This window comes from Mesorhizobium sp. WSM4830 (assembly GCF_055811495.1).
In genome coordinates this window covers 1-16,889 of record NZ_JBVVQI010000051.1, presented here as the reverse complement: position 1 = coordinate 16,889, position 16,889 = coordinate 1, and the positions used below count along the sequence as shown (strand labels likewise).

Genomic DNA, 16,889 nt, shown 5'->3' with positions numbered 1-16,889 from the left:
TACGGGCGAGGAAACCAAAAGTACCATGGCCAAGAAAACAGAAAGCAACGGGCCCTCCGTCAGCGCCCAGGAGGCGTTGGAATTCCACGCCATGGGCCGCCCCGGCAAGCTGGAGATCGTCGCCACAAAACCGATGGCGACGCAGCGCGATCTCAGCCTGGCCTATTCGCCGGGCGTCGCGGTTCCGGTTCTCGCCATCGCCGAGGATCCGAGCCGCGCCTTCGACTACACGGTTCGCGGCAACATGGTCGCCGTCATCTCCAACGGCACCGCCATCCTCGGCCTCGGCAATCTCGGCGCGCTGGCCTCGAAGCCGGTTATGGAAGGCAAGGCGGTGCTGTTCAAGCGCTTCGCCGATGTCGATTCCATCGACCTCGAGGTCGACACCGAGGATGCCGACGAATTCATCAACTGCGTGCGCTTCCTTGGGCCCTCGTTCGGCGGCATCAACCTCGAGGACATCAAGGCGCCGGAATGCTTCATCATCGAGCAGCGGCTGCGCGAGCTGATGGACATACCGGTCTTCCATGACGACCAGCACGGCACCGCCATCATTTCGGCCGCCGGCCTGATCAATGCGCTGGAGGTCACCGGCCGCGACATGAAGACCACCAAGATGGTCTGCAACGGCGCGGGTGCTGCCGGCATCGCCTGCATCGAATTGATGAAGGCGATGGGCTTTGCGCCAGAAAATATCATCCTGTGCGACACAAAGGGCGTGGTCTTCCAGGGCCGCACCGAAGGCATGAACCAGTGGAAATCGGCGCACGCCGTGAAAACCGGCGCGCGTTCGCTGGCCGAGGCGCTGGACGGCGCCGACGTGTTCCTCGGCCTCTCGGCCAAAGGCACGCTGACCACCAGGATGGTGCAGTCGATGGCCAAGAACCCGATCATCTTCGCCATGGCCAATCCCGACCCCGAAATCACGCCGGAAGAAGTCGCCGAGATCCGCACCGACGCCATCATGGCGACCGGACGGTCCGACTATCCCAACCAGGTCAACAACGTGCTTGGCTTCCCCTACATTTTCCGCGGCGCGCTCGACGTGCGGGCGACCACCATCAACGACGACATGAAGATCGCCGCCGCCCGGGCGCTGGCGGAACTGGCGCGCCAGGACGTGCCCGACGACGTCGCCGCCGCCTACCAGGGAAACCGGCCGAAATTCGGCCCCAACTACATCATCCCGGTGCCGTTCGATCCGCGGCTGATATCGGCGATCCCGATCGCGGTCGCCAAGGCGGCGATGGACTCCGGCGTCGCCCGCAAGCCGATCCTCGATCTCGACCGGTACGCGCAGGAGCTTTCCGCCCGCCGCGACCCGATCGCCTCGACGCTGCAGCGCATCTACGACCGGGTGCGCCGCCAGCCCAAGCGCATCGTCTTTGCCGAGGGCGAGGAGGAGCAGGTGATGCGCGCCGCCGTCTCCTACGTGAACCAGCGGCTCGGCACCGCCATCCTGCTCGGCCGCGACGACATCATCAAGGAAAACGCCAGGAACGCCGGCATCGATCTCGGCAAGCAAGGCATCGAGATCATCAATGCGCGGCTGTCACGGCGCAACTCGGTCTACACCGATTATCTCTACGAGCGCATGCAGCGCAAAGGCTTCCTGTTCCGCGACTGCCAGCGGCTGATCAACAACGACCGCAACCATTTCGCCGCCTGCATGGTGGCGCTGGGCGATGCCGACGGCATCGTCACCGGCGTTACCCGCAACTATTCGACGGCGCTCGACGACATCCGCCGCGTCATCGACGCAAGGCCCGGCCATTGCGTCATCGGCGTGTCGATCGTACTCGCGCGGGGTCGCACCGTGCTCGTCGCCGATACCGCCGTGCACGACATGCCGAATGCCGTCGAGATCGCCGACATCGCCGAGGAGGCAGCCGGCTTCGCCCGCCGCATGGGCTACGAGCCGAGGCTCGCCATGCTCGCCTATTCGACCTTCGGCCATCCGCAGGGCGAGCGCTCCGAGCGCGTCCAGGAAGCGGTGCGCATCCTCGACAAGCGCCGCGTCGATTTCGAGTATGACGGCGAGATGGCCGCCGACGTGGCGCTCAACGCCCGCGCCATGGCGCAGTATCCGTTCATCAGGCTGACCGGCCCGGCCAATGTGCTGGTCATGCCGGCTTTCCACTCGGCCTCGATCTCGACCAAGATGCTGCAGGAGCTCGGCGGCTCGACCGTCATCGGCCCGCTGCTGGTCGGCCTGAACAAGCCGGTTCAGATCGTCTCGCTGAATGCCAAGGATTCGGACATCGTCAACATGGCAGCGATTGCGGCGTATAGCGCGGGGGCTTGAGCGGCGCGTAGCGGCAGCGTCTCTTCCTTCTCCCCTTGTGGGAGAAGGTGTCGCCGAAGGCGACGGATGAGGGGTGCTCCAGCTTGGCTCGGACGGCATTCCTTCCAACACCCCTCATCCGTCTCGGCGCTGCGCGCCGATCCACCTTCTCCCACAAGGGGAGAAGGGAAGAGGTGCTGCTACAACAACCCCGCCTGCTCGGCCTCGCGGCGCAGATTCTGCCTTGGCCTTGGGCCGATTTGCTGGATGACCAGTCCGGCCGCCAGCGAGCCGAGATCGCCGCACTGCTTCAGGCTGCGGCCTTGCGTGTAGCCGTAGAGGAAGCCGGCGGCGTAGAGGTCGCCGGCGCCGGTCGTGTCGACCAGCTCGCGGATCCTGGTGGCCTCGATGGTGACGGTCTCGTGCCCGCGCACGATGACCGAGCCCTTTTCCGACCGAGTGACGGCGGCGATCTTGCAATCCTTGCGGATCTGCGCCAGCGCCTCGTCGAAGGACGCGGTCTGGTAGAGCGACTTGATCTCGTGGCTGTTGGCAAAGACGATGTCGACGGTGCCTGAGCGCATCAGGTCGAGAAACTCGTCGCGATAGCGGTCGACACAGAACGAGTCCGACAAGGTCATCGACACTTCGCGCCCGGCGGCGTGGGCGAGCTTGGCAGTCTGCCGGATCGCTTCCTTGGCGCGCGGCGGGTCCCATAGATAGCCCTCGAAATAGGTGACCGCGGCGCCCGACGCCTTGTCGGCCTCGACGTCCTCCGGGCCGAGCTCGATGCAAGCGCCGAGGTAGGTGTTCATCGAGCGCTCGCCGTCCGGCGTGACGAAGATCATCGAGCGCGCCGTCGGCGGTTCGCCGTTGAGCGGCCTGGTGTCGAAGGCGACGCCCTGGGCATGGATGTCATGCGCGTAGATTTCGCCGAGCGCGTCGTTGGAGACCTTGCCGAAGAAGGCGGCGCGGCCGCCGAAGGAGGCGACGCCGGCCGCCGTGTTGCCGGCGCTGCCGCCCGAGGCTTCAATGGCCGGGCCCATGCGGCTGTAGAGCAGTTCGGCGCGCCTCGTGTCGATCAAATTCATCGCGCCCTTGATGATGCCGTTGGTCTCCAGGAACGCCTCGTCGCACTGGGCGATGATGTCGACGATGGCATTTCCGATACAAAGCACGTCATAGTCCGGCATCAATTCAGTCTCCGCCAAAAAAGCCACCGGCTTTCTGCCACGCCGGGCGCGGGCGGGTCTAGCGGTTTGATGCGGCTTTGCCTAGTTGCCAATGCGGCGATCCGACGAATGTCGGCATAGCGACCATCGTTGGATGACGGCCGAAGCATTTTCCCGCGTGCCTGGCTTACAAGCATGGCTGAGATGAGCGATGCCCAGAGGTTCCAGCCGGCCATGTCCATGAAAACCGACACCCGGATCGAGCTGGTGCTGCTCGTCATATTGGCGGTGCTGTGGGGCGCATCCTACAGCTTCATCAAGATCGGCGTCGCGACGATCCCGCCGGTGGCGCTGATCGCCGCGCGAACCCTGATCGCGGGTGGCATCCTGCTCGCCCTGATCCGCTGGCGCGGGCTGGCCTTGCCGGGTGATGCCGCAAGCTGGCGCCGGTTTACATTCCAGGCATGCCTCAACAGCGTCGTGCCGTTCACGCTGATCGCTTCGGCCGAGCGCTCGCTGGATGCCGGACTGGCCACGATCCTGAATGCGACCTCGCCGATCTTCACCTTCTTGCTGACCGTGCTGATAACCCGCCACGAACCGGCGACCATGCGCAAGCTGTTCGGCGTCGCGGCGGGAATAGCCGGAATATGCCTCGTTGTCGGCGCCCCGGCGCTTGGCGGCCTCGGACAGCAATTGTTGCCGCAACTTGCCGTGGTCGCGGCGACGATCTGCTATGCCGGCGCTGCCGTTTTCGGCCGCGGCTTCCGGGGGCTCGATCCGATGGTGCCGGCCGCCGGTTCGATGCTCTGCGGCGCCGCGATGCTGATCCCGTTGAGCCTTGCGTTCGACCGGCCATGGACCCTGGCGCCATCGACAGCTTCGATCCTTGCGCTGCTCGGGCTTTCGGTGTTTTCAACCGCGCTGGCCTTCTCAATCTATTTCCGCCTCCTGCACACGCTGGGCTCCGTCGGCACCACCTCGCAAGCCTATCTGCGGGTGCCGATCGGCGTCGCTATCGGAGCTGTATTCCTTGGCGAAAGCCTTGGTCCGAGCGCATGGTGGGGAATGGCCCTGGTCGTCGCCGGCGTGGCGGCGATGACCATTCCCCAGGCGAAGGTCGCGCGCTAGGAAGCCGCGCTTGCGACTTGGGCGGTCTCCGCCTATTCGGAGATATCAGCCACGGGCACGTTTGATATGGAATTGGAAACGCCGTGATTCTCGACGCCGCCCGCGCCGCCTTGAGCCGGCTGTTCTCGCCCGAATTCCGTTCCGTATTCCTGAAGACGCTGGGGCTGACCTTGCTGGCGCTGGCGGCGCTGTGGTTCGGGATTAAGAGCCTGTTCGAATGGCTGGCCTGGCCGTGGATCGACGCATGGCTGCCGGCGCTTCCATCCTGGGCCGGATGGCTGGGCGCCGTCGTCGCCGGCATCGGCCTTGCGCTGGGGCTGGCGCTTTTTATCGCGCCGGTGACGGCGATCATCGCCGGCCTGTTCCTCGACGACGTCGCCGAAGTGGTCGAGCGCACCGACTATCCCAACGATCCGCCCGGCCGCGCCGTGCCTGCGCTGCGCTCGCTGGTGCTGGCGATCAGGTTCTTCGGCGTCGTCATCCTCGGCAATATCGTCGCCCTGCTGCTTCTGCTGGTGCCGGGCATCAACATTGCCGCTTTCTTCGTCGTCAACGGTTATCTGCTCGGGCGCGAGTTCTTCGAATTCGCCGCCATGCGCTTTCGCCCGGAGGCCGAGGCCAAGGCACTGCGCAGAAAGCACGCGGTCACCGTGTTCCTGGCCGGGCTGGTCGTCGCCGCGTTCCTGGCGGTGCCGCTGCTCAACCTTCTGACGCCGCTGTTCGCCGCCGCCATGATGGTGCATCTGCACAAGGCGATCTCGGCGCGGGAAGGGAGCTAGCGCAGCAGGAAGCCCCTGCCCAGTTCGTCGTCGTCCTCGACGATGAATTCGGCCCGGCCTGAGTAATAGGCGCGGCCGCCGACGCTGGCGATGATGGCATCATGCGGCCCGGCTGTGGCCGTGCGTACGACCGCGCCGGAAAAGCGCGAGCCGGCGATGCTCTCGAACAGCCGCGTCCGGCCAATCTCGATCTGGCCCTTGGCGTGCATGGCCGCCAGGCGCGCGGTGACGCCCGAGCCGGTCGGCGAACGGTCGACCTCGGCCTCGGCGAAAACGCAGATGTTTTTGGTCGGCGTATCGGAGAACGCATCTTGTCCGTCGGTCAGGATGGTGCCGTAGAGAAAGGCGAGATCTGCGTGGTCGGGGTGCGACAGCGGCAATTCGGCCTTGACCTTGTTGGTCAGCGCGGTCGCCGCATCGACGAAATCGCGCACCCGGTTCCTGCCGAATTCCAGCCCGAACTGGCGGCAGTCGGCGAGCGCATAGAAGGCGCCGCCATAAGCGATGTCGAAGCCGACCGGACCATACCCCGGCAGCTCGATCCGCTGATCGCGGGCGAACAGAAACGCCGGCACGCTTTCGAAGGACACCGCACCGGCCTTGCCATCTCTTACCTCGACCGCAGCCGAAATCAGCCCGCATGGCGCCTCGATATTGACGGTCGTCAGCGGCTCGCGTGGCACCACCAGCCGCTCGTCGACGGCGTAGCGGCCGAGCGCGACGATGGCGTGGCCGCACATCGTCGAATAGCCCTCATTGTGCATGAACAGCACCGCGAGGTCGGCGCCCGGCAGGTCGGGCTCCACCAGCAGCGCGCCATACATGTCGTAGTGGCCGCGCGGCTCGAACATCAGGATCTTTCTGAGATGATCGAGATGGTCGCGCACATAGGCGCGCTTTTCGAGGATCGTGCCCTTGGGAATGTCGGGGTAGCCGCCGGTGACGATCCGCAGCGGCTCGCCGCCGGTGTGCATGTCGACGACGGTGAGCGTCATTCGCCGGGCCCGGACCTAGGCTGAAGATTTGGCAAACAGCGCCTGCAGCTTGCCGAACGGCATGGCGGCGCGAGTGAAGCCGAAGGTGCCGTCCTGCTGGATCTCGCGCGCCGCGGTCTCCAGCATGCCGAAGGCGAAATTGGTGAGCCATGGGCCGAGCGAGACGCGCTTTACCCCCGCCATGGCAAGGTCGGCGATGGTGAAGCCGGGCCTGGCCATGACGTTGACCGGCTTGGTCAGCGCCGAGCAGACGGTTCGCACCATCTCAACGTCGCCCAGCCCAGGTGCATAGAGCACGTCGGCGCCAGCCTTCTCGAAGGCCTGCAGCCGCTTGATCGTATCGTCAAGGTCGGGCTTGCCCCACAGAAAATTCTCGGCCCGCGCGGTGAAGACGAAATCGCGTTTCAGCGCCCGTGCCGCCTCCGCCGCAGCCGCGACGCGCTCGACGGCATGCGTAAAATCATAGATCGGCTTGTCGGGCTCGCCGGTATGGTCTTCGATCGAGCAGCCGGCGAGGCCAGCCGCCTCGGCGGCGAAGATGGTCTCGCCGGCACTTGTCGCGCTGTCGCCCTTGCCCCTTTCGAGATCCGCCGAAACCGGCAGCCCGGTCGCCGCCGACACTTCACGGCAATGATGGATCATCGCCTCGAACGTCACCGCGCCATCGGGCAGGCCGCGCGAAAAGGCAAAGCCGGCGCTGGTCGTGGCAAGCGCCTTGAAGCCGAACGAGGCTAAGAGCTTGGTCGTGCCGACGTCCCAGGAATTGGCCATGACGAAGATCGAGGCATGCAGGTCGCGAAAAATCTTGCCCTTATCCATGGATGCTCCCCTCCAGTGCAGAATGTGAGGCAAATTCTAGCCCGGCGGAAGGCGCCGGGCAAACAAATGCGGTTGGTTCAGAAGCGTTTGGCGTTCTCATCTGCCAATCGGTCCAGCGCATCGGAATCCTTGACGTAGCGCGAAGCGTTTTTGTCCCAATGATAGGTGACGGAAATGTCGCGCGAAGACGCCTCTGGCGGCTGCTGGCCGTCGCAGCTGTCTTCCCCCGGCAGCGTCGCGTCGGTCACCGTGACCTTGATGGCTGCATAGGGCTGGCCGTCGGCCATCGCCTGGAACGCCGCCTTCTGCGTCCTCCTATGGGTGCAGAGGTTTTCGTCGAACGTATAGATCATGTCGATCAACTCGAACCTGTCGTTGCGGACCATGATCAGCGGCGTGATCCCATAGCCCTGGCTCGAATTGAAATGCATGCTCATGCTGATGATGGCGTCGTCACCAGGCCCGATCGGCAGCTTGCCCGGCTCGCGAAGAGAGGTGATGCGGTCGACGGCGACATTGACCGCGTCGAGCAGCGCCGGCTTGCCGGTGACGTCGTAGAGTGCCAGCACGGCATAGCCTTCGGCGCTGTCAGGCGAGTCGCCAAGGTCGAACAGCATGGTCAGCCGCTCCTTGCCGCCGGCCTTGATGCCGAGCACGCCGGCATTGGAAAGGCCCGACGTCGCCGGTGGCGAGCCGCCGTAGCCCGGTCCAGCGATGTGACGCATCTCGATCGGCATCGAACCCCGGAAAAAGCCGTCCTTGTCCGCGGCCAGATCGGGAATGACCAGCCTGGCGAGGTCGAGATAGGTGACATCGCCGTGGCTGGGGACAGCGCTGCCGAGCTCCGGGAAGCTGACGGCCTCAGCGCTCGCCGTCGTCCAGAGACAAGGCAGCAGCAGGCAGGCACAGAGGAAACGAGGAAAGGTCATGCGCGCGCTCGTTATGTCGGGCACGCGCAAGCTAGCACAAGCAGCTGCAACATACAGCGCAGCTTGAACAAAGGCCCGATCAGTGGATCGGCACCAGCCCGGCCAGTTCACGCATGTCGTCGAACAGGATGCCGCCGGCTTCGATCAGCCCATCGCGGTCGGAAAGCGGGTCGCCGTGATAGGAATAGACGCGCATGCCGGCGGCGATGCCGGCTGCCGTCCCGGCGACGCTGTCCTCGATGACGATGCAGTCGGCGGGCGCGAAGCCCATCGTCGCTGCCGCATGCAGGAAGAGGTCGGGGAACGGCTTGCCGCGCGAGACCATGGTCGAGCTAAACAGTGCATCCTCGAACAGCGGCAGCAGCCCGGTCTGGCCGAGCGTGATGTGCATTTTCGACACCCGTGCCGACGAGGCGACGCAGGTGGCGATACCGGCGGCGTGCACAGTTTCGATGAACTCGCGAACATAGGGGATAGCCTCGACGCCATGCGCGAACAGGTCCGGCAGGCCGGCGTTCCAGCGCTCGACGAAATCGGCGCCGAGGCTGACGCCGGTTGCCTCGACTTCCTTCTGCACCGAGACCATGCTGCGGCCGGAGAAGTTCTTGCGGCAATATTCGAAGCTGGCCGGAAAGCCGGCCGCGGTCAGCCACTCGGCGAGGCGCCGATTGGCCAGGTTCTCGGTATCGACCAGAACCCCGTCGCAATCGAAGATAACGAGCTTGGGGATTTTCATCAGGCGGTGCCGGTCGATCCGAAGCCGCCCGAGCCGCGCGTTGTGCCGCCGGCCAATGTGCGCTCCTCGACGGTCGCCTGCGTCACCGGGGCGAAGACGATCTGGGCGATCCGCATGCCACGCGTCACTGCGAAATCCTCTTCGCCGAGATTGATCAGCAGCACCTTGACCTCGCCGCGATAATCGCTGTCGATGGTGCCCGGTGTGTTGAGGCAGGTGAGCCCGTGCTTGAAGGCGAGGCCGGAACGCGGCCGGACCTGACCTTCGACGCCCTCCGGAATTTCCAGGATCAGCCCGGTCGGCACCAGCGCGCGCTTTCCCGGCAGGATCAAGAGCGGCCTGTCGTCCGGGACGGCGGCGCGCAGGTCCATGCCGGCGGCGCCCGAACTCTCATAGGCGGGAAGCGGCAATCCCTCGCCGTGCGGCAGCCTGACAAAGCCGACAGCCGGACCGATGACGGAAGAGGGATAAAGTGCTGCGCGCATAAGGCTGATCCTATCGTCGCGAACGCCGATCCAGTCAACTCGGCGGCAATGCTATCAACGGCTTTCTTTCAGCACAGTTCCGCTTCAGCGCAGTTCCATCGGAACGACCGTGGTCTCCTTGATCTCCTCCATGACGAAGGAGGCCGAAACGTCCGACAGTGCCACCTTGGCGATCAGCCGCTGGTAGAGCCGGTCATAGGCCTTCACATCGGCGACGCGGGCGCGCAGGACATAGTCGAGGTCGCCGGACATGCGGTAGGCGCCGGTGATCTCGGCAAAGCCGGTCACCGCCGCTCGGAATCTTTGCAGCCAGTCGGGATCGTGGTTCGAGGTGCGGATCAGGATGAACACGGAAAGGCCGAGTCCAAGTTTGTCGGCGTCGACCAGCGCCACCCGGCCGGTGATGACGCCGTCTTCCTCCAGCCGCTTGACCCGGCGCCAGCAGGCATTGCGCGACAGCGATATTCTTGCCGAGAGCTGGTCGACGGACAGCGTGCCGTCGCGTTGCAGCTCGGCCAGCAATCTCCGGTCTATTTCGTCGATTTCCGGCATCATGTGGGATGTTTGTCCCAAAATCTGGCTTAAGACAAGGACAATTTGAGACCGATGGACCTGACAGCCGTGGCAGGATCTTCATCGCCGGCTCTTCATGCCGGCAGGAGGGATCGACATGACAGCACGGCTCGCAAGACTTTTCACCTCTCACCCGGCCGCGGTCGGCGAGAGTTATTTCGGCCATATGGCTTTCGCCGCATGGTTCTCGTCGCGATTGTTCATGGCGGCCTTTGCCGCGCTCATTCATGCTTTCTTGCCGTTTCTGTTCGAGACCACGGCCAGCGGCATCATCCGCCAGCTTTACGAGCGGACGCACCACAGGGGGCGGTAAGCCGTGGAGGCGCCGATCGCGGCGACGCCGCTGGACAGCGCCGACGCTCAACGGATCCCGGCAGCGCAATCCCGATCAAGCGCCGCCGTCGTCGAAATGCCGAGCCAAGCTTGCATCCACGCGCCAATCCGCCATTTTGAGGAGCGCAGCGCGATCGCCCGGAGCATTTACGATGGATATCGTCTTTTCCTCGACCACCAAACTGGCCGCGGCCATTCGCGACCGTAAGGTTTCCGCAATAGAGGTGCTGGACGAGCATCTGGCGCAGATCGACAGGCACAATGCGGCGGTTAACGCCGTTGTAACCCTCGATCGGGACGGTGCGCGGCAACGCGCCGGCAAGGCCGACGAAGTGCAGGCGCGCAGCGAGGCACTTGGGCCGCTGCAAGGTGTGCCGTTCACCCTGAAGGACACGCACGAAACCGCTGGCATGAGAACCACCGTCGGCTTCCCGGCCTTCGCCGACTATGCCCCGAGGGCAGACAGTCCGGTCGTTGCCCGGCTGAAGACGGCAGGCGGCATATTGGTGGGCAAGACGAACGTGGCGACAATGCTCGGTGACTGGCAGTCGAGCAATCCGTTGTTCGGCCGCACCGGCAACCCCTGGAACCTCCAGCGCACCGCCGGCGGCTCCAGTGGTGGTGCGGCGGCGGCGCTCAGCACCGGGATGACGCCGTTCGAGGTCGGCACCGACATGCAGGATTCAATCCGGCTGCCCGCTGCATTTTGCGGCGTCTATGGCCTCAAGCCGACCGAGCACCGCGTCTCGCTCGCCGGCGCCTTCCCCGATCCAGGCGGGGCGCCGCGCAGCGTGAGGCTGATCTCCTGCCTAGGACCGATGGCGCGCAGCGTCGAGGACCTGGCGCTGATCTACGGCCTCATTGCCGGGCCGGATGGAAGCGATACCGACCTTGCGCCGGTACCGGTCGAAACCACACCGGAGCTGGATCTCAAAAATTTGCGCATTGCCGTCGCGCCGTCCTTTCCGGGCTTTCCGGTGGCCGGCGAGATCAGCGCGGCGGTCGAAAGCCTGGCAAAAGAGCTTCAGGCTGCGGGCGCCATCGTCGAGGAGGCCGAATTGCCGAAGCTCGACCTGCATGACGACCTGAGGCAAGGCGGTGCACTGATCGGCATGATGCTGGAGGCGGCGCAGCCCGAACCGCCGGAGAAGCCGACGCCGGTCTCGCGCTGGTTCGAGGCGCTCGCCCGCCGCGACCGCTCCATCCTGGCGTGGGATCGGTTCTTAGACGGCTGCGACGCCTTGCTGTGCCCCGTCGCCATGGTCACCGCGTTCCCGCATTGCGAGCCGGGAACGCCGATCGAGGTCGATGGTAGCGAGCAAAGCTACTGGATGCTGCCGGCCTATGGCGCGGTGTTCAACTACAGCGGCCATCCCGCACTGTCGCTGCCCTGCGGACAGGACAGCGACGGCCTGCCCATCGGCCTACAGCTTGTTGGCAAACGCTGGTCGGAGTCGCGCCTGTTCGGGATCGCGAGGGCAATCGAGCCGCTAACCGGCGGCTTTCGCCGGCCGCCCGGTTATTGAGTAAACCGCCCCAGCCCGTAGGGATCAAGCAGCGGATCGCGCTCGCCGTCGAGGACTTCGCGGGCGGCGAACAGGCCGACGGCCGGGGCCAGCGTGATGCCGGAATGCATGACCGCGACGTAGACGCCGCGCACGCCTGCGGCGCGGCCAATGATCGGAAAGCCGCCGACCGGCGTCGGCCGGTAGCCTATGGTGTGGAAATCGAGTTCCAGCCCATCCGCGCCGCGCAGCATCGCCTTCATCGCCGCAAACAGGTCGCGGGCGGTGGCCGCGGCATCCATGCCGGGATCGGCGCCGCCGAAATCCGAGCCGGCGATGATGCGGCCTTCCGCCGTCTGGCGCATATGCAGGCGGTCGCCGATCACCAGCCCGTTGAGCAGCTTTTCGTAGGGGCGCGAGTGCACGATCAGGCCGGGTGGCGTCTCAATCGGCAGTTCTATCCCGGCTGTTGCCGCTAGTGCCGGAGAGCCGGCTCCGGCCGCGATCATCACCTCGTCGGCAGCAATCCGCCCGCCGGATGTATCGACGCCGGCAATCCTGCCGTTGGCCTGCACAAGCGCGGTCGCGGTAACTCCCGTCAGCAGCCGCGCGCCGCGCCGTTCGGCGTCGGTCAGCAGTGCTTGCGTGGCGGCGACCGGCTCGGCAACGCCTTCCCCAGGCACATAAAGGGCGACATCGGGAAGCTCGGTCAGATTGGGCTCGATGCGCGCCGCTCCGGCACGGTCGACACGCTCGATGCCGTAGCCCCAGGCGGCGTGCTCGGCCGCATAGGCCTCAAGTTCGGCACGCGGCAGGTCCCAGCACAAGCCGCCGCACCATTGCAACGGGATGCCGGGCACCTCGTTCGCCAATCGCGTCCATTCGGCCATCGACCGAGTGCGCAGCCGGAAATAGACCTCCGGATTGCCCCAGCTGGCGTTGATCCAGGCAAAGGAATTCGGCGTCGCGACGCCGCCGGCGCCGCTGCCGGCAATGACCGTCACCTTTGCCCCGGCCCTGGTCAGGTGCCAGGCGATGGAGGCGCCGATGATGCCGGCGCCGATGACGATCACTTCTTGTGCCGCTGCCATGCTCGCTCCTCGTTCCAACGCCCACCACTGCGATGCCATGCCTGTGGGTTCTGCCAAGAGCGCGCGGTACCAAAAAAATGCCTCTTGACTCTAATACGTACGTACGTATTGTATCGATATGGCTAGACATTCACTTCGCGAAAAACTTCTCGACGCCGGTTTCAAAACCATCTGGAGTTCCGGCTATTCGGCTGCCGGCGTACGCGACATCGTCGCCGCGGCCGATGCCCGCCCGGGGTCCTTCACCAACCATTTTGCCTCCAAGGAGGCGTTCACCGGCGAGGTGCTGGACCGCTATTTCGCTTATGTGAGCGGTTTGGTGAAGCAGGCCCTCGCCCGCGACGGCACGCCCCCGGTCGGGCGCTTGCGCCGTTATCTCGAAATCATCACGTCGAAGCTGGAGGCGCATGATTGGGCACGGGGCTGCATGATCGGCAATCTCAGCCTCGAGACGGCGGCTCACAGCGAGGCGCTGAGGCTGCAACTTGTCGCCATTTTCGAACGCTGGCGTAAGCCCTTCGCCGCATGCATCGCCGAGGGCCAGGCGGCCGGCGACATCACCGACGCGTTCGATGCCGAGGATCTCGCCGATTTCCTTTTGAGTTCCTGGCAAGGCGCGATGCTGCGCATGAAGGTGGAGCGCAGTCCCGAACCGCTCGAGCGTTTCAAGAACATCGTCTTCAAAACAGTCTTCGCAAAAAGGAGCTGATCCGATGAACCCGAAACTCGAAAAGCGCACAATGTTGCCACGCTCGCAAGTCGCGGTACTCGATTCCACCATCTCCTATGTCGAGGCAGGTATTGCCGGTCCGACTGTGCTCTTCCTGCACGGCAACCCGACGTCGTCCTTTATCTGGCGCGACATCATCCTGCACGTGGCGCCGTTCGGCCGCTGCATAGCGCCCGACCTGATTGGCTATGGCCAATCCGGCAAGCCGGACATCGACTATCGCTTCTTCGACCACGTCCGGTATCTCGACGCTTTCATGGAGACGCTTGGCATCACCGACATGGTGGTCGTCGCGCAGGACTGGGGCACCGCGCTCGCCTTCCATCTCGCCGCACGGCGGCCGCAGCGGATCCTCGGCCTCGCCTTCATGGAATTCATCCGCCCGTTCGATAGCTGGGACGATTTCCACCAGCGTCCGCAGGCGCGCGAATTGTTCAAGGCAATGCGCACGCCTGGCGTCGGTGAGAAGCTTGTCCTGGAAGACAACGTCTTCGTCGAAAAAGTGCTGCCGGCTGCTGTGCTGCGCACGATGAGCGATGAGGAAATGGCCGCCTACCGGGCGCCGTTCCCGACACCGCAATCGCGCAAGCCGATCCTGCAGCTGCCGCGCGACCTGCCGATCGAAGGCCAGCCCGCCGATGTCGCCGCCATCAGCGAGAACGACCATCGGGCGCTACGGCTCTCCTCCTACCCGAAGCTGCTTTTCTCAGGCGATCCAGGCGCCCTCGTCTCGCCGCAGGCGGCACGGGAATTCGCGGCGGGCCTGAAGAACTGCCGGTTGATCGATCTCGGACCCGGCGCGCACTATCTGCAGGAGGACCATGCCGACAGGATCGGCGCCGCAATTGCCGAGTGGATTCCCGAGGTGGCCTCACAGAGCCATGCCGCCGAACCGGCCTGACGTCGGAACGTGAACCGCCGGCAGCCGGAGAGGTCGACTGCACTGCACTCAGGTTCCAGGCGATGGAAGCGCAGATGCCGAGGATGTCTTTGCTCACGGCCGTCCACCTTTAACGGCAGGACTTCATACCCTCCTGCCGTCGTGATACATGCACGTCGTGGTGTTCCGTTCTCGAAACGGTCGATGACATCGTCTTTGCGAGAAAGCTCTGCGCTGTTGAGTTCCCGACCAGAAATCATGTCCCAGCCACGAAGGGCTCGTTTGCGCCGCTGGACGCGAGGTCTCGCTCTTGGCACTGCCATGGTCATGATCGTCTATGCCGTCTTCTTCGGCCCACTGCCGTTCATTCGATCGTGGTGGCAAGTCGGTGACTACAGCTGGCATGATCCCTTGCATAAACGCCATCGCATCGCCGACAGCCTGGTGCTGACCGGGTGGTTGGTTGGGAAATCGCGGGCAGAAGTCCTTGCGGCGCTCGGCGCGCCGCCTGAGACCGACAAGTTTTCCGATTGGAGCCTGGTCTATGTCCTTGGCCCGGAAAGGGGATTGCTTTCGATCGACTATGAATGGCTCGCCATCCGCACGGATGATGCCGGTTCGGTCACTGAAGCGGCTGTGATCCGTGACTGAACTCGCGGCCCGCAGCGACATTTGCATCATCTGGCATTGAGGGCGAAGGGTGTTTCCGTTCGACAGGCCGGAAAAGCGCTGCTAGAAGCCCGCGCCACAGACAGGATTCCATGAAATTGGCTGAAGACATCGAACAAGCGGTATCGCGCCGCCGCACATTCGCGATCATCGCGCACCCCGACGCCGGCAAGACCACGCTCACCGAAAAGCTGCTTCTGTTCGGCGGCGCCATCCAGCTTGCCGGCGAGGTCAAGGCCAAGAAGGACCGCATTCAGACCCGGTCGGACTGGATGAAGATCGAACGCGAGCGCGGCATTTCGGTGGTCACCTCGGTGATGACCTTCGAATATGAGGATACCGTCTTCAACCTGCTCGACACGCCCGGCCACGAGGATTTCGCCGACGACACCTATCGCACGCTGTCGGCGGTCGACAGCGCCGTCATGGTCATCGACGCAGCAAAAGGCATCGAACCGCGTACGCTAAAACTCTTCGAGGTCTGCCGGCTGCGCGATATCCCGATCATCACCTTCGTCAACAAGATGGACCGCGAAAGCCGCGATCCGTTCGACATCCTCGACGAGATCGAGCAGAAGCTGGCGCTCGATACCGCGCCGATCACCTGGCCGATCGGCCGCGGCAAGACCTTTTCCGGCACCTACCATCTGGCGCTGAACGCGGTGCGCAAGGGTGACGCCGAGAAGGAGCGCACGCCGGTCAACGGTCCCGATTCCAACCGCGTCGCCGGCCTGTTGCCGGAGAACGACCGCGAGGCCTTCATCGAGGAGCTGGAGCTCGCGCGCGAGGCCTGTCGCCCGCTCGACCTCGAAGCTTTTCGCGAAGGCCATCTGACGCCGGTATATTTCGGCTCGGCGCTGCGCAATTATGGCGTGCGCGACCTGATCGAGGCGCTCGGCGCCTATGGGCCGCCACCGCGCGCGCAGGAGGCCGACAGCCGCAAGGTCGAGGCGACCGAGGACAAGATGACCTCCTTCGTCTTCAAGATCCAGGCCAATATGGACCCCAACCACCGCGACCGCATCGCCTTCGTCCGGGTCTGCTCCGGCAAGCTCGAGCGCGGCATGAAGGCCAAGCTGGTGCGCACGGGCAAGCCGATGAGCCTGTCGGCGCCGCAATTCTTCTTCGCCCGCACCCGTGTCACCGCCGACGAGGCATTCGCCGGCGATGTCGTCGGCATCCCCAACCACGGCACGCTGCGCATCGGCGACACGCTGACCGAGGGCGAGGAGATCCTGTTTCGCGGCGTGCCGAATTTCGCGCCTGAAATCCTGCGCCGCGTTCGCCTCGGCGACGCGATGAAAGCCAAGAAGCTCAAGGAAGCGCTGCACCAGATGGCCGAGGAAGGCGTCGTGCAGTTGTTCTCCCCGGAGGACGGCTCGCCGGCCATCGTCGGCGTCGTCGGCGCCCTGCAGCTCGACGTCCTGAAAGAGCGGCTGAACTTCGAATACACACTGCCGGTCGATTTCGAGATGTCGCGCTTTTCCGTCTGCCGCTGGATATCGGCCGACGACAGGGCAGAGCTCCAGCGCTTCATCGAGGCGCATCGCGGCGACATCGCCCGCGACCTCGACAACGATCCAGTGTTCCTCGCCCAGCACACTTTCTCGCTCAACTACGAGGCCGAGCGCTGGAAGGCGATCCGCTTCGCCGCGGTCAAGGATTATCAGGTGCGCGATAGAGCGGCTTGAGCTACTGGTTTTCCCTTCTCCCCTTGTGAGGCCTTTGCAGAGAAGGCGCATAGATATGCGATTTGAGAGATATATGCTTTTTTGAGC

The 16,889-nt window shown here is 64.6% G+C and carries 17 protein-coding genes; 9 read left to right on the top strand and 8 right to left on the bottom strand.

What is annotated here, in order from left to right; translation table 11 throughout:
* Positions 1-25 precede the first annotated feature (25 nt).
* Entirely contained in the window at positions 26-2,305 is a 2,280-nt protein-coding gene (locus tag AC0L2Y_RS32705; protein WP_473562102.1) for an NADP-dependent malic enzyme, read from the top strand.
* Positions 2,306-2,484: 179 nt separating this feature from the next.
* On the opposite strand, the gene AC0L2Y_RS32700 is transcribed toward AC0L2Y_RS32705, so the two are convergent.
* Complete coding sequence (locus AC0L2Y_RS32700; protein WP_473562101.1) at positions 2,485-3,477, bottom strand: adenosine kinase; 993 nt, start codon at positions 3,475-3,477, stop codon at positions 2,485-2,487.
* Between the two features lie 219 nt (positions 3,478-3,696).
* Here AC0L2Y_RS32700 and AC0L2Y_RS32695 point away from each other — a divergent pair, with 219 nt between their 5' ends.
* Entirely contained in the window at positions 3,697-4,587 is an 891-nt protein-coding gene (locus tag AC0L2Y_RS32695; RefSeq protein WP_473562100.1) for a DMT family transporter, read from the top strand.
* 83 nt (positions 4,588-4,670) lie between these two features.
* Positions 4,671-5,366 (top strand): sulfate transporter family protein, encoded by a 696-nt coding sequence (locus AC0L2Y_RS32690; protein WP_473562099.1) that lies wholly within the window; start codon positions 4,671-4,673, stop codon positions 5,364-5,366.
* On the opposite strand, the gene AC0L2Y_RS32685 is transcribed toward AC0L2Y_RS32690, so the two are convergent.
* The 6 genes from AC0L2Y_RS32685 to AC0L2Y_RS32660 all read right to left on the bottom strand — a co-directional run bounded on the left by AC0L2Y_RS32685 (position 5,363) and on the right by AC0L2Y_RS32660 (position 9,885).
* Positions 5,363-6,361 carry a proline racemase family protein gene (locus tag AC0L2Y_RS32685; RefSeq protein ID WP_473562098.1) on the bottom strand — a complete coding sequence of 333 codons (999 nt, stop codon included), beginning with the start codon at positions 6,359-6,361 and terminating at the stop codon, positions 5,363-5,365. The two genes, AC0L2Y_RS32690 and AC0L2Y_RS32685, sit on opposite strands and share 4 nt — an antisense overlap.
* A 15-nt stretch (positions 6,362-6,376) precedes the next feature.
* Positions 6,377-7,180: an isocitrate lyase/PEP mutase family protein gene (locus tag AC0L2Y_RS32680; RefSeq protein ID WP_473562097.1), complete on the bottom strand. Its 804-nt coding sequence runs from the start codon at positions 7,178-7,180 to the stop codon at positions 6,377-6,379.
* A gap of 77 nt (positions 7,181-7,257) precedes the next feature.
* Positions 7,258-8,109, bottom strand: coding sequence for a hypothetical protein (locus tag AC0L2Y_RS32675; RefSeq protein WP_473562096.1), 852 nt, complete (start codon positions 8,107-8,109; stop codon positions 7,258-7,260).
* 79 nt (positions 8,110-8,188) lie between these two features.
* Positions 8,189-8,845, bottom strand: a complete 657-nt coding sequence (locus tag AC0L2Y_RS32670; RefSeq protein WP_473562095.1) for an HAD family hydrolase — start codon at positions 8,843-8,845, stop codon at positions 8,189-8,191.
* On the bottom strand, positions 8,845-9,330 hold the full coding sequence (dut, locus tag AC0L2Y_RS32665) for a dUTP diphosphatase (RefSeq protein WP_473562094.1): 486 nt from the start codon (positions 9,328-9,330) through the stop codon (positions 8,845-8,847). The genes AC0L2Y_RS32670 and dut overlap by 1 nt, the downstream gene beginning before the upstream one ends.
* Positions 9,331-9,414: 84 nt before the next feature.
* Complete coding sequence (locus AC0L2Y_RS32660) at positions 9,415-9,885, bottom strand: Lrp/AsnC family transcriptional regulator (RefSeq protein ID WP_473562093.1); 471 nt, start codon at positions 9,883-9,885, stop codon at positions 9,415-9,417.
* A gap of 115 nt (positions 9,886-10,000) precedes the next feature.
* Between AC0L2Y_RS32660 and AC0L2Y_RS32655 the strand changes: the two genes are divergently transcribed.
* Positions 10,001-10,216, top strand: a complete 216-nt coding sequence (locus tag AC0L2Y_RS32655) for a DUF6356 family protein (protein ID WP_473562092.1) — start codon at positions 10,001-10,003, stop codon at positions 10,214-10,216.
* A 172-nt stretch (positions 10,217-10,388) separates the two neighbouring features.
* On the top strand, positions 10,389-11,762 hold the full coding sequence (locus tag AC0L2Y_RS32650) for an amidase (protein WP_473562091.1): 1,374 nt from the start codon (positions 10,389-10,391) through the stop codon (positions 11,760-11,762).
* Here AC0L2Y_RS32650 and AC0L2Y_RS32645 read toward each other — a convergent pair.
* On the bottom strand, positions 11,756-12,832 hold the full coding sequence (locus AC0L2Y_RS32645; RefSeq protein ID WP_473562090.1) for an NAD(P)/FAD-dependent oxidoreductase: 1,077 nt from the start codon (positions 12,830-12,832) through the stop codon (positions 11,756-11,758). The two genes, AC0L2Y_RS32650 and AC0L2Y_RS32645, sit on opposite strands and share 7 nt — an antisense overlap.
* 118 nt (positions 12,833-12,950) lie before the next feature.
* Between AC0L2Y_RS32645 and AC0L2Y_RS32640 the strand changes: the two genes are divergently transcribed.
* The 4 genes from AC0L2Y_RS32640 to AC0L2Y_RS32625 all read left to right on the top strand — a co-directional run bounded on the left by AC0L2Y_RS32640 (position 12,951) and on the right by AC0L2Y_RS32625 (position 16,802).
* The gene (locus tag AC0L2Y_RS32640) at positions 12,951-13,541 is read left to right on the top strand and encodes a TetR/AcrR family transcriptional regulator (RefSeq protein ID WP_473562089.1); all 591 of its coding nucleotides are present in this window, start codon (positions 12,951-12,953) and stop codon (positions 13,539-13,541) included.
* Between the two features lie 4 nt (positions 13,542-13,545).
* A complete protein-coding gene (locus AC0L2Y_RS32635; RefSeq protein WP_473562088.1) occupies positions 13,546-14,463 on the top strand; it encodes a haloalkane dehalogenase in 918 nt (305 codons plus the stop codon).
* A 300-nt stretch (positions 14,464-14,763) separates the two neighbouring features.
* Positions 14,764-15,093 (top strand): hypothetical protein, encoded by a 330-nt coding sequence (locus AC0L2Y_RS32630; protein WP_352488014.1) that lies wholly within the window; start codon positions 14,764-14,766, stop codon positions 15,091-15,093.
* 116 nt (positions 15,094-15,209) lie between these two features.
* The gene (locus AC0L2Y_RS32625; RefSeq protein ID WP_473562087.1) at positions 15,210-16,802 is read left to right on the top strand and encodes a peptide chain release factor 3; all 1,593 of its coding nucleotides are present in this window, start codon (positions 15,210-15,212) and stop codon (positions 16,800-16,802) included.
* Positions 16,803-16,889 lie beyond the last annotated feature (87 nt).